The 13,550-nt window shown below is 71.5% G+C and carries 7 protein-coding genes; 3 read left to right on the top strand and 4 right to left on the bottom strand.

Features of this window, described 5'->3' with window-relative positions; all coding sequences use genetic code 11:
- The first annotated feature begins 291 nt into the window (after positions 1–291).
- Together OHB41_RS28095 and OHB41_RS28090 are read left to right on the top strand one after the other, a co-directional pair.
- Positions 292–2,289 (top strand): glycosyltransferase family 2 protein, encoded by a 1,998-nt coding sequence (locus OHB41_RS28095; RefSeq protein WP_266700897.1) that lies wholly within the window; start codon positions 292–294, stop codon positions 2,287–2,289.
- Between the two features lie 33 nt (positions 2,290–2,322).
- The gene (locus OHB41_RS28090; RefSeq protein WP_266700896.1) at positions 2,323–2,736 is read left to right on the top strand and encodes a hypothetical protein; all 414 of its coding nucleotides are present in this window, start codon (positions 2,323–2,325) and stop codon (positions 2,734–2,736) included.
- Between the two features lie 52 nt (positions 2,737–2,788).
- Here OHB41_RS28090 and OHB41_RS28085 read toward each other — a convergent pair whose 3' ends face one another.
- Positions 2,789–4,666 carry a serine/threonine-protein kinase gene (locus OHB41_RS28085; protein WP_266700895.1) on the bottom strand — a complete coding sequence of 626 codons (1,878 nt, stop codon included), beginning with the start codon at positions 4,664–4,666 and terminating at the stop codon, positions 2,789–2,791.
- 114 nt (positions 4,667–4,780) lie between these two features.
- Positions 4,781–6,454, bottom strand: coding sequence for a serine/threonine-protein kinase (locus OHB41_RS28080; RefSeq protein WP_266700894.1), 1,674 nt, complete (start codon positions 6,452–6,454; stop codon positions 4,781–4,783).
- 635 nt (positions 6,455–7,089) lie between these two features.
- Between OHB41_RS28080 and OHB41_RS28075 the strand changes: the two genes are divergently transcribed.
- Complete coding sequence (locus OHB41_RS28075; RefSeq protein ID WP_266700893.1) at positions 7,090–7,500, top strand: hypothetical protein; 411 nt, start codon at positions 7,090–7,092, stop codon at positions 7,498–7,500.
- A gap of 651 nt (positions 7,501–8,151) precedes the next feature.
- Here the strand turns inward: OHB41_RS28075 and OHB41_RS28070 are convergent.
- Both OHB41_RS28070 and OHB41_RS28065 read right to left on the bottom strand, forming a co-directional pair.
- Positions 8,152–9,828 carry a serine/threonine-protein kinase gene (locus OHB41_RS28070; RefSeq protein WP_266706184.1) on the bottom strand — a complete coding sequence of 559 codons (1,677 nt, stop codon included), beginning with the start codon at positions 9,826–9,828 and terminating at the stop codon, positions 8,152–8,154.
- A 166-nt stretch (positions 9,829–9,994) separates the two neighbouring features.
- Positions 9,995–13,393, bottom strand: coding sequence for a serine/threonine kinase C-terminal domain-containing protein (locus OHB41_RS28065; protein WP_266700892.1), 3,399 nt, complete (start codon positions 13,391–13,393; stop codon positions 9,995–9,997).
- Positions 13,394–13,550 lie beyond the last annotated feature (157 nt).

Raw genomic sequence — 13,550 nt, 5'->3', positions numbered from 1 at the left:
CGCCCGCGCCCAGGACGTCCACTCGGCGGCGGGTTTCCCGGCGCTTCTCCCTGCCCACAAACAGGAAAGGCCCACCCTGGAGGAATAGACTGCAAAAGAGACATCGGAGCATTATTCGCTCCACCGTGCGACGGTTTCTTAACCTCACCCTTACCTTGAAGGCATAAGCGGCTCACGGTATCTTCACAGGACAGTCGGCACGTATTCCCGAAAATGGCGCGCACCTCCGCACATGGCCAACGCCATGCCAGAGAACCGGGGGGTGCCCCACCCTGCTTGGAGAACGTGAAGATGGCCACGCCCACCGTTTCGGTGATCATCGCGGCATACAACGCCATGCCCTACGTGACGCGCACGATTTCCTCCGTCGCCGAGCAGACCATCGGCGCGGAACGGCTGGAAGTCATCGTCGTCGACGACGGTTCGACGGACGGCACCGCGGCCGAACTCGACCGACTCGCGGGCGTGCACCCGGGGCTTCTGCACATCGTCCGCCAGGAGAACTCGGGCGGCCCCGCGGCACCCCGCAACGCCGGACTCGACCTCGCCCGCGGCAAGTTCGTCTTCTTCCTGGACGCCGACGACCACCTGGGACCCGAGGCCCTGGAACGCATGGTCGCCATGGCAGAGGAGAACGGCACCGACGTCGTCCTCGGCAAGATGGTCGGCGTCGGCGGTCGCGAGGCACCCACGTCGATGTTCCGGCGCAACGAACCGAAGACCGACGTCTTCACCTCCCGCGTCTACTGGACCCTCAGCCCGATGAAGCTGTTCCGCCGTGAGCTGGTGGAACGGCACGGGCTGCGCTTCCCGACCGATCTGCCCACGGGCGAGGACCAGCCGTTCGTGGCCTCCGCCTATCTCCACGCTTCGGGGATCTCCGTGGTCGCCGACTACGACTGCGTCTTCTGGCTCCTGCGGGACGACGGCAACAACATCACCGCGACCACCTCGGGTTCCGAGCCCCGCCTGCGCTACCTCGCCCGCATGGTCGACCTCATCACCGACAACGTCCCGCCCGGCCCCGGCCGCGACCGCATGGCGCACCGCCACCTCACGGTCGAGGTGCGGTCGCTCGTCCACCGCCACCTCGGGCTGGAGACCCGCGAGCAGCAGCGCGAGACCCTGGCCCGTCTCACCCGGATCATCACCCCGCTGCTCCACGACGGCCTGCGCGCGGAACTCTCCGCGATGGCCTGGCTCCGCCTCCACCTCATACAGCGCGGCATGGCCGGGGAACTCCTCGAACTCGACCGTTTCGAGGAGGAGTCGAAGAAGTCCGGCGTGGCCACCCCGCTGGTCGTCGACAAGGGCCGCGCCTACGCCCGGTACCCCTTCTTCCGGGACCCGGCACACGCCGTCCCCGACGACTGCTACGACGTCACCGCCCAGGTCGGCACCCGGCACCACGTCTCCCGCGCCGAACTGCGCGGCACCGTACTGCGCCTGGCCGGCTACGCGTACCTGCACCGCGTGGCGACCGAGGACGTCACCACCGAGCTGGTGCTGCGCGAACGCGAGAGCGGGACGGAGCACCGCCTCCCGGTCACGCACACCGCCACCCCGGGGCTGGGCGCGTACGAGGACGACGGCCGGTACACGTACGACAGGGCGGGATTCGAGGTCTCCGTCGACATCGACACCGCCGCCGGCGCGGCGCCGCTCGACGACGGGCTGTGGGACATCTCCCTGGCGGTCGGGGCCCAGGGGCTCTCGCGAGAGGTACGGATCGGCAGCAAGCGGGGTGAGGACGTGCCCGGCGCGGCGGACAGCCGTCTCGTGGGCACCGCGGGGGGCGTCCGCGCCGTCACCCTCTACACCACCAAGCCGCACGGCAACTTCACGCTGGACCTGGGGGAGAAGAAGCACCGGGTGCTGTCGCACCTGAAGCTCGCCCAGGCCCGTTGGAACGCCAGCACCCCCACCGAGCTGCTGATCTCCGGCCGGTGGACGCTGGGCGTCTACCCGGACGGACCACTGGAGCTGGTGCTCGCCTGCGACGGCGGTGCGACGGCCGTCTTCCCCGCCGTCCGCACCCCGCACGGCGACACCTTCACCGCGCGGGTGCCGGCCACCGATCTCCCCGCAGGAGTCTGGAGCGGGCAACTGCGGCTCTCCGGCTGGTCCGTGGCCCTTCCGCCGCTCCCGAAGAACCTGGCCGTGGCCAAGTGGCGCCGCCGGGGCACCCCTTGGTACGCCAAGCCGCTGTCCGGCGGAGCCGAGCGGTTCGCTCTGCGGGTGGGCAAGACCGACCTCGTCAAGGCGGTCGCGGGCCGGCTCAAGCCCTGAGGGAACGGGCCGGCCGGCGAGAAGAAGCACGACGTGCTGTCCCACCTCCGGCTGGACGGTGTCCGCTGGGTTCCCGGCGCCCCCACCGAGCTGGAGTTCACCGGGCGGTGCACGCTCGCCGCCCATCCGGAGGGCGCGCTGCGGGCCGTTCTGGACGACGGGCACGACAGGAGCGTGTCCTTCGCGGCCGGCCGCCCCGCGGCCGACGGCACCTTCACCGTACGGGTGCCGGTCGCACAGCTCCCCGCCGGCGAGTGGACCGGCCGGCTCCGCCTCGGCCCGTGGTCGTCGCCCCTGCCGGCCTTCCCCAGGAAGTCCGTGCCGGCCAAGTGGCGCCGCCGGGGACTGCCCTGGTACGCGAAGCCGGTACCCGGCGCGGCGGACTTCGCGTTGCAGGTGGCGAAAACGAACCTGGCCAGAGCCGTCGTCGCCAGAATGAAGCCGTGACGGGCGGCGGCCCCGGGTCACCACGAAGACGGCGGGGTCGGCTCTCGGACTCCTACCCCTTGTCGATGTCCAGGTTCGCGATCGCCGTCCTCGCGACGGCACGGCCGCGGGCCGTGAAGTCGCCCTTGCCCGGATAGCTGATCGTGAGCTTGTACATGTCTCCCGCGGACGACTTGTAATAGAACACGCGCAGCTCGCGCGGGCGCGGGTCCTGGCTGTCGTTCGTCGTGTAGACGACGGTGTTCTCCGCGGACTGCCTGCCGTGGTACGTGGTCTCCTTCGGCGTCGTCCTCGGCCCCTCGGGCATGTCGAGGGCGTACGCGCCGCTCTGCTTGAAGTCGCCGTTGTCGGCGTACATCTGGGCGGCCGAGGAGTCCTTGATCTGATGGGACGTGTCCTCGGACTTCCGGGCCACACCGAGGCTTATCCAGACGCCGCCGCTCCAGTCGGTGTACATGACCCAGTGGCCCTTGTCCGACGTCCGGTCCGGGGTCGTCCTCTGGTAGCCCGCGGGCACCGCGAGCGTCGCGGTGACGTCCTTCTCGTGGTGCTTCCGCCAGTCGTCGGGCAGCGGTCCCGCGAACGGGTTCGCGATCACCAGGTAAGCCGTCACGGCCGCCGCGACGACGGCCGCGCCCAGCCCGAACAGGGCCACACGAGGGACCCGGACACCGTCGCGTCCCGTCCCGACGTTCCGCGTCGTCCCGCCGGTCCCCCCGTCCTCGGGAACCCGCACGATCTGCGTGGGCGCCTGGACGGGCGGGTCGGCTGCCGCCGCCAGGAGCGGGCGCACCCGGTCGGCCCCGAGGCGTCGGGACGGGTCCTTGTCCAGCAGCCCGTTGATCGCCTCCGCCAGCGGTCCCTTCGCCGAAGCGGGCGGCGCCGGGGTGGAGTTGAGCACGGACTGCAGGGTGGCCGGGGTGTTGCTGCGCCGGAAGGGCGACACGCCCTCCGTGGCCGCGTAGAGAACGACGCCGAGCGACCAGAGGTCGCAGGACGGGCCCGGGCGCTGGCCCAGCACCCGTTCGGGCGCGATGAACTCGGGCGAGCCGACGAAGCCGCCGGTGTCCGTCAGACTGGTCTCTCCCTCGATCTGCGCGATGCCGAAGTCGGTGAGGACCACCCGGCCGTGCGGGCCGAGCAGGACGTTGTCGGGCTTGACGTCACGGTGCAGAATGCCCGCCGCGTGCGCCGCCTCCAGAGCGCCGAGCACCTCCAGGCCGATCCGCGCCGCCTCCCGCGCACCGAGCGTGCCCTCTTCGAGGGCGGCGCCCAGCGAACGGCCCCGAACCAGCTCCATGACGATCCACGGCTGCCCGTCCACGACCGCGACGTCGTGGACGTTCACCACCGCGGGGTGGTCGAGCCGGGCCGCGGCGCGCGCCTCGCGGCGCATCCGCTCGAAGGCGTTGGCGCGTTCACGCTCGGGCAGGTGGTCCGGGAGCCGGGGTTCCTTGACGGCGACCTCGCGGTCCACCGTCTCGTCCTTGGCCCGCCAGACCGTCCCCATGCCACCGTGACCCAGTCTGGCCAGCAGCCGGTAGCGGCCGGCGACGAGCCGCCCGGTGCCGGGGTCCTGCGGGGACGATCCCGGTGGGGACTGCGGAGGTCCGGGCCGCGGAGACTGTGGCGGTTGTGGATGCGCGAGCTGAGGACGGGGTGATTGCTGGGACGGCGGATGCGCGTTCCCCTGGCGCGCGGACTGCGGCTGCGCGGTCGGTGGCTGTGCGGGCTGCGGATGCGCTTGTGCGGGCTGCGGCTGCTGTGGAGGGCCGGCCTGCGTCCGCGGGGCGGTCCCGGTCGGCTCGGCATACGGATTGCCCGGGTAGGGCACGCTCTGCTGCCCCGCGGGCGTCACCCGCCGCGGTGGCTGCAGGGCAAAACTGGTCGGCTCGTCGGTGCCTTGCGGGACTCCCCCGTCACTGCTCATGGGTCCATCCCTATCGCGGCCCGCGCTCCGGCATCCAGACCCGTCGCGTACCGGTCACAGACCCGTGACGCGCCACACCGCCGATATGCCGCTTCTGCACCGCCTAGGAGCGATTCACGCGGCGGTGAAGGTGCCCACCGCCACGTCGAAGTACTTCTTCGCCTCCGTCATCCTCCCGACCGGCGCCGAGACCCACACGTCGTACATCCGGCCGCGCTCCTCCCAGCAGAGGTCGTACGTGTGCCGCGGCCCCTCCGCCTCGGTGAAGCCCTCCCACGTGAACTCCCACAGCGCGGCGGGACGTCCGGCGTGCGTGGTGGAGGTGACCGTGCCGTCGTGGTAACCCGGGTTCGTGGACGGCCCGTCGGCGTCCGCGTTCCGCATCACCACGAGCGGGCCGCCCACCACGGGGTCCGACACCTTGATGCCGATCCGGAAGGTCTGCCCCGGCGACATGTAGAAGATCCGCTCGCCCTGCGGATCGCGTGTGAAGCCGTCGGGGACGGCGAGCGCGTACCCGTCCGGATCGCGCACGGTCCGGTAACCGGCCGGCGCGGTGCGGTCGGCGGCGGTCGGCGTCCGCTCCCGGGTGACGGTGACCGTGGGGTGCGGGGTAGTCGGGGACACCTGGCCGCTCACGGACGCCGACGCGCTCGCCGAGGCCCCCGGCGCCGCACTCGCCGACGTGGCCGGCGTACCGCCCCCACCACCGCCGTCCCCGTTCCGGCCGTCGTGCATCAGCAGTGCGGCCGCCGACACCCCCGCACCCGCCATCGCGGCGACCAGCGCGGCGACGAGCAGGCCCCGCGCGGAGCGCTTCGCGGTCGGCTCCGGCACGGCGGTGGAGGCCGAGCCGGCGGAGGGCACCGGGGGTGCGGCGTCCGGCGGCACGGGCCTGCGCTTCGGTACGTCGCGCTGCGTGGCCGAGTACCCGGGCGGCGCGGGCCGCGGTGTGCGGCCGGTCTGCCGGAACGCCCGCAGCAGCCGCTCCGCCTCCACCGCGTCGAGCCGCCGGTCCGGATCGCGCTCCAGCAGCCCCCGTACGACGGGGAGCAGGGGCGCGGCCTGCGTCGGCGGCCTGATCTCGTCCATGACGACCGCGTGCAGGATGCCGCCCAGGGAGTCGCGGCGGAACGGCGACTCGCCGCTCAGCACCGTGCACAGCAGCGCGCCCAGCGACCACAGGTCGGACTCGGGCCCGGTCCTCGCCCCGGACATCCGCTCGGGCGCGGTGTACTCGGGCGAGCCGACGAAGGAGCCGCTCTCGGTGAGTGTCGTCGCGCCCGCGACCTGGGCGATGCCGAAGTCCGTGAGGACGACCCGGTCGGTGCCCGCCTCCATCAGGACGTTCGCGGGCTTGAGGTCGCGGTGCAGGATCCCCGCGTCGTGCGCGCGGCGCAGCGCCCCGAGGAGCGCGATGCCGATCCGGGCGGCCTCGCGTGCGTCGACCGGGCCGTCCGCGGAGATCCGCTCGGCGAGCGAGCCGCCGTCGATCAACTCCATCACGATGTAGGGGCGTTCGGCCTCCTCCACGACGTCGTGCACGACGATGATGTGCGGGTGGTGCAGCTGGGCGACCGCGCGGGCCTCGCGCAGGGTGCGATCGCTCTGCTGACGGGCCTCGTCCGCGGACAGCGAGTGGTCGAGGACGAGCTCCTTCACCGCGACCTGACGGCCGAGCAGTTGGTCGGCGGCCCGCCAGACGACACCCATGCCGCCCCGCCCGATCCTGGCCTCCAGCCGGTACCGGCCGGCGATCACGCGGACGTTTTCCCCCTCGGTCCCCATGCGTCCCATCATGCCGCACCGGACGGACGCCCTCCGTGGCGGCGACCGGCCAAGTGCCGTTGCCCAGGACAGCCGGTGGCATCCACCAGGGAACTCAGGCCTCGGCGCGGACCATGCGGGACGGAATCGACGGGGCCACCGCGACGAAAGGGCGCCTCAACACTCGCTGCCGGGGTCGGGATCAGCGAGCCCGCCGCCCACGTCTGCACGCACGCGGTCACCCACCTGCTCGCCGAACGCCCTCTGGGTCTGCGGAAGGTCCTGCGCGAAGCGCATCCGGGCTTCACCACCGGCAAAGTCGCCCTCACGGAGGTGGTCCAGCGCCTTGCCGAGGTCCGACTGGACCGTGTTCCTGCAGGACGCCTTGTCTACGAAGATCCGGGAGCAACCGGCTTGGCACGCCGACGGGCCCCGGTGTCCGCGACGGCTCCTGGGAGGCGGCGAGTTCGGCCAGTTCGTCGGCGTGCGTGACCGGGGCGGCCCGGGCGGGCCAGTGGCGATCATTTTCGGCCGTAACCTGCTCTGAACAATATACAAAGCATGGCAAATCACCAAAGGATACGCACCACACAGGGCAGAATGAGCGGCTGGAATCATGCTGTCACGTGAATCATGGAAGCCCTTATACTTTCTTTATGGGAAACACATTGAAGCGCCTTTCCGTCACGAGTGTTGCGGCGGTGGCAATATTCGCTACGACCACGGTGACCAATGCCAGCGCAGCGAGTGGCGGCGCCGCGTGCTCTACGACCGGCGCCTCGGGAAGTCTCACATTCACCAACTGGTCAGACAATTACGTGGACGTCAGTGGCTGGGTAAAGGACACCGCTGCCGATGGCCACCATGTGGCCATTCAACTTCTTTCCACCGATGGTAGTGCTCAAAACTATCCATGGCCCTGGCATCACGAATACGACGGAGAGGGATCGAAACTCTCCTTCACCACTCACGCGTCAAACACCAACGGTTGGCTCCGCTATATCGGCGTGAACGTGGCGGTCTGGGAAGGGGACAAGATAGTCAGGACTTGCTTCGATTGGGCCTGAGCGCAACAATCCGAGCCATCTTCACGGCCTGTTCGGCCGAGCTCTTATACGGATTTTCATCAAAGGCTTGCGGTAGAACCGAGCGAATTCAAACGGTGGAGAGCACTCGTGAAAGACTGATCACTTCACTCTGCTCTTGAGGATGTTGCACGGACCCAGCAGGGTAATCCCCTGATAATCCGAGAACATGAATCCACTCTCCGGCGAATCGCCCGGAGTGAGATGTTTATGTTGGTCAGGCAGCCAGGGCCTCGGCGAGTGCCTGGATCGTCCCAGCCTGAAGTGTTGATCTCGGGTTCCTTGATGCTGCTGGAGCCGACTTGCGTTTGAGACCGTACTGCAGGGCTGGCGAGAGAGCGAAATCAAGCGGTGAGAGCATCAAGCGGCGGGCCATGCAGATCGCGTAATCAACCCCGCTCCGGGCGATATACATCAGGTCGGCGGCTCCGTACGCCCCCAGAGGGGCGTGAACCCTGCACCCGCGCCGTCCACTTGTACTCCAGCCGGTAACGCCCGGCGATCACGCGGACGTTCTCCCTCTCGGTCCCCCTACGCCCCATCATGCCGCACCGGACGGACGCCCTCCGGGATCCGTCTTCGACGGTGGCTGTTATCCGGCCTTGTCAGACCTGCCGGATCCGGCAGGCGTCCTCATGCTTTCGGGAGCCAGCCGCGCAGGATCACGTCGAACTGCTTCCGCGCGGTGGCCCAGTCGGCCGCGGGCGCGGACATGTAGATCGCGTACTCGACTCCGTCCCGGCTGAGATATGTCTCCTCAATCGCCCGGCGCGGACCCGGGAACGGCGTCTGCTTCGGGAGCGCGGTCCAGGTGAAGTCCCACAGGGAGCCGGGCCGGTCGCGGAACGTGTTGGACTCCAAGACCACCTTGTTGTAGGCGACCAGCTTGGTCAACTGCTGCTCCAGGTCGAGCTGGTGCGCGTGCGGGTCGGTGAAGTCCGGGGAGGCGTCGACGGCTATGCGGACGAAGTGCTTGCCGCCGTCGGGCGTGTAGTCGACCTGGTCGCCGTTGGCCTTCCGCTTCCATGAACCGTCGGGCAGGGGGAGGCTGAACCCCTCGGGGTCCGGCACCTGCCTCCAGCCGGTGGTCTTCTTGCCGGTGGTGTCCTTGCCGGTCGAGGCATTGCTGTGCCCGTGCCGGTCGGACAGGTATTTCATGGCCACGGCACCGCCACCGCCGACGAGCGCGGCGAAGGCGAGGACGAGGGCGATCGTCCGTCCGCGGCGGCGCTTCCCGGCGCCGACGGGAACACCGGCCGCGGGTCCGGACGCCGGTCCGTTCAGCGTCGATGTCGCCCCGTGGGGCGGCCCGCCGTATCCCTGGGCGGCCGTGCCATGTCCCGTCCCGTCATATCCCGTTGTGCCATGTCTGGCCGTGCCATGTGCCGTGGTGCCCTGTGTGGTCGTTCCATATGCGCCCGCCGGAGAGTGCGTGGGCGCACCTCTCGTGGCGTCCACATGTTGGGTTGGCACATACGCCTGCGCCGCGCTCGGGCGGCGTCCATCCGCGGCTTCGGCGAGCATCTGCTCGGCCTCCTCCGCGCCGGGCCGTACGGCGGGATCCTTGAGCAGCAGCGCGGTGATGACGGGACCCAGCGCACCCGCGTACCGCGGCGGCGCGGGCTCCTCGTCGACCACGGCCTGCATGGTCGTCAGCGGCGAGGTCCGCCGGAACGGCGAGCGCCCCTCCACGGCCGTGTACAGCGTCGCGCCGAGCGCCCACAGGTCGGAGGACGGACCGGGGTCCTGGCCGCGCACCCGCTCGGGCGCGAGATAGTCGACCGAGCCGACGATCTCACCCGTACGCGTGATGGTCGTGTCGCCCTCGACCTGCGCGATCCCGAAGTCCGTCAGCAGCACCCGCCGGTCGGCGGAGAGCAGCACGTTGCCGGGCTTCACGTCACGGTGCAGCACTCCCGCCGTGTGCGCGGCCCGCAGGGCCCGGAGCACCCACAGCCCGATCCGCGCGGCCTCGGCCGGTTCGATCCGGCCCTGTTCCTTGACCGCGTCGGCCAGCGAGTTGCCCTCGACCAGCTCCATGACGATCCATGGCCGGTTGTCGTGGTCCAGCACGTCGTGCACGGTGACGACGGCCGAGTGGTTGATCCGGGCCGCGGCCCGCGCCTCCGCGTGGGTACGGGCCAGGAGCACGGCCCGGTCGGTCTCCGTGACGTACAGCGCGGCCGTCAGCTCCTTGACCGCGACCGCGCGGTGCAACACCTCGTCGTGCGCACGCCACACGCGGCCCATGCCGCCGCTGCCGATGGATTCGACAAGTCGGTAGCGGCCCGCGAGGAGCAGGCCCTGCATCTGATTCACGTTTCCCCGCAATGGTCTTGACAGGGTCAGACTAAAGAGCGGTCACCCCACAGGGAACCGGCGGGGTCGTACGGAGACCGCACTGTGACGGTTCTCCCTTCCCGGTACGGAAGGGAACCATTCCGCGTTCAGCGTGCGCAGGTGTCAGGCGGTGTGCTCAGCCGGTGACTTGGTACGTCGACGACGCCTGTTCGTACAGCCGGGTCACCTCGTCCATCTCGGCCTCCGGGCCGCGCATCTGCACGATGTGGTAGTGCCCGCCGACGACGATCACGAGATTGCGGACGTACAGCTCCTGTCCCGCGGAGTTCTGCCAGGTGAACTGCCCCTCGGCCATGGTCCGTCCGCCGACGTCGATCCGCCGCATCCCGCTGGACGTCGCCCATGTCGAGTCGCGGAACGGCTGCAACTCGCTCTCCCGTTCGCGCTGGTACGTCAGTGGATCACTGCCGTAGGTCGCGGTGCTGTCCCGGCCGGGCACGACGATGAGCTCGAAGTCGCCGTGGGAGTAGACGACCTGGCCGCGCTCGTTCTTGGGCGAGCGGTCCCAGCCGTCGGCCACCGCGACCTGGAAGCCCGCGGAGTCCTTGCGGAGCGTGAAGCCAGCCGCGACGCCCGGTGCGTTGCTCTGGGAGGCCGGCGAACTGGCTTTCCCTGAGGGGTCCTTGTCACCGCCGGGAGAGGTTTGGTCGGGCCGCGGCTCGCTGCTCGCGCTTCCGTCGGCGCCGGTGCCGGAGGAGTTCTCCGGCGCGGGGCTCAGCTGTCCGCCGGAGCCGGCGGGCCGGTCGCCGGCACCGTTCGTCCGGTCGTTCTTCGGCATGAAGACCATCGCGTACGCGACCGCCGCGACCAGCAGAAGCAGGACCAGCAGGACCAGGTTGCGCCCGAGCCGTCGGGGCCTGTCCTGGCCGGTCCGGCTCGGCTGGCGGACCGGTCGGTCGCTCCTGGCCCGTTTGTGACGGGCGTGCGGGCTGGTCGCGGGCAGTCCGGCGCGGCGCCGGCGGACGAGTTCGCCCCTCCTGCGCACGATCGGGAGCCGGCTGGGATCGACCGGAGGCGCCGCGACGACGTGCGCGCCCGCCTCCGGCTCGGGCGCGGACCGCACCAGCGAGCGCAGCCAGCCGCGCAGCTCCTCGAAGCCGAGCCGTTCCGTGGGGTCCTGACGCAGTAGCGACTCCACGACGGGCCGCAGGGGCCCGCACTCCTCCGCGAACGCGGGCGGCTCGGCGCACACCAGTTGCACCAGCTCGGCGGTGTTCTCCTCCGGGTAGGGCGCGTGGCCCTGCACGGCCCGGAAGAGGAGGGCACCCAGGGCCCACAGGTCGGTCGCGGGACCGATCGGCGCCGCCAGCTGCCAGTTCTCGTGGACCGGTCCGGCCTGCTCCGGCGCCCAGCGCTCGGTGACCGGGCCGACGACCGCCATCCGCGCCTGCCGGGCCCGCTCCGCGGCGAGCGCCGTGGCGGGTCCGCGGCGTGGCGGCGCACCGGCGACGAGCTCGTCCCAGCGGCCGTTCGGAGGCACGGGAACCGCGGACTGCCGCTGTCCGGGCACCGGGGCGGATGCGCCGCCGCCGGGAAGTTCCGGGGCGAAGCGACCGTGTCCGGCGCCGCCGCCCGGGAGCGCCGTACGCGCCTGGCCGCCGCCTTGGCCGAGGTCTTGTGCGGTGGGGGTTCCGGGGGTCCGACCGGTGTCGTGGCCGTGGCCCCGGGTGACGCCGCCGGGATCGATGCCCTGAGCGGGGACGTGTCGGCCGACACCCCGGCCCGCGTTGTGATCGCCTCCCTGGCCCACACCTTGAACGAAGCCCTGGCCGGTGCCCTCGCCGAAACCTTGGCCGGTGCCGGTGCCGGTGCCGAAGCCTTGGCCGGTGCCGGTGCCGGTGCCGGCTTCTTGGCCGAAGCCCTGGCCGGGGTGGGTGCCGAGGCCCTGACCGGGGTGGTGGCCGGTGCCTTGGGCGGTGTCGGAGCCGGTGCCTTGGACGAGGCCCTGGCCGGTGTTGTGCTCGATTTCCCGGCTCGCGCTCTGACCGAAGCCCTGGCCTGGGCCCTGGCCGAAGCCTTGACCTGCGCCTTGACCGAAGCCTTGACCCGCGGTCTGGCCGGGAGACCGACCAGTCTCGCTCTGGCCGGCCGCCTGGCCGGGGTTGTGGCCGGTTCGTCGGCCGGTGCTCTGGTCGAAATCCTGTCCGGGACCCGGGGCGACGCCCTGGCCGGGGCCCACGGTGCCGGGGCGGGGCTGGGCGCCGTGCCAGGCGCTGGTGTGCGCCACGCCGTACGGGTCGGCGATCTGACCGGGCGGCGGGGTCTCCGGCCGCTGTTCCACGATGTGTCCGGACGCCTCGGCGGGCGGTGCGGAGGAGTCGGCCGGCGGGGCGGGGCGTGGCGGGGGCAGGGCGGCGGGGCCACCCCGCTGCTGTTCGTGCACGCGGGCGGCGGCGCGCGCTCCGGCGCGGTACGCGGCGATGGCTCCGGCCCGCGCAGCCCGGGCGTCGCCCCCGGTCTCCAGTGCCCGGCGGGCCAGGGCCGCGCTGCCTGCGGCCGGTGGTTCCGCCACGGGCGTACCGTTCTCGGCGCGCGCCTCGATCGCGGCCCGCCGCGCGGCCTCCGCATCGATCCCTTCGGCGCCGGCGACCACGGCACCGAACGTGCCCCCGGGACTCGTGGCCCCCGGAGCTCCGGCTCCCGCACCGCTCACGCCCCGCGAGGCGCCCGCCCCGGGGCCCGTGCCGGAAGGCGCGCCCGGCGAACCGGCGTTCCACGCCGGCCCGGTGCCCCCACCGCCCTCACCCCCGGCAGCCCTCGAACCTCGGGGAACCGGCGGGACCTGCGCCACCTGCGACACCCGGGAAGTCCGCGTCCCACCGGGCCCCGGGGCCCCCGGCGCTCCGGGCACCCCCGGCCCTCCGGGATCGCCCGGCGCGCCCGCCGGACCTTCAAAGTCCCGTACCGGTACCGGGTCGTACCCGCACAGCGCCTCCTCCGCGGCCCCGGCCGCCAGCCCGGTCAGCATCACCCGGCCGTCGTCACAGACGAGTACCGTGCGCGCGGTGATGTTGCGGTGCACCCACCCGTGCGCGTGCAGCACCCGCAGCGCGGTGAGGACGTCGGCGGCGACCTCGGCGGCGCGGTAGGGGCTCAGTGGCTTCTCGGCGAGCAGCGCGGCCAGCGGCTTCGCGGGCACCAGTTCACTCACTATCCACAGTGAGCCACCTTCGGCGAACACGTCGAAGACCTGGTCGAGCCGGGGGTGGTCGGGAATCTGGGCGGCGGCCTGCGCGGCCTCGATCGCCCGTCGCACGGCGGGTTCGGCCGGCCGGCGCGTGGTGCGCGCGGAGGCGCGGCGCACCCCGCCGTCCCGCGCCACGTAGCCCTCGGGCAACCCGTCGGCGTCGAGCACCTCGGCCTCGACGACCTCCGGCAACGGCACCTGCCGGACCAGGACTTCCTGCCCGCTGTAGGTGTCGAACGCGCGGCTCTCGGCGAACTCGTACTCGTCGGACGGCGGCAGCGGCAGGCGGTAGCGGTCGGCCAGTACCCGACCCGCGTACTCGTCCACGATGCCTCCCCCGGCCGCCCGGTGGTCAATTCCGTTCGCCTTGCGTCCCGTTACGGCTTGGTACGGTCCGCAACCACTCACGATACGTGCCGGAGGCAACCCGCAATGTGAGGATGCGAGATGTCACCAGCCCGTGACCGAGCCCTACATCAGACAC

It is taken from the genome of Streptomyces sp. NBC_01571 (genome assembly GCF_026339875.1).
Classification (GTDB): Bacteria; Actinomycetota; Actinomycetes; order Streptomycetales; family Streptomycetaceae; genus Streptomyces.
Note: the sequence above shows the minus strand (reverse complement) of the source record. Positions and strands in the feature narration are given on the sequence as shown.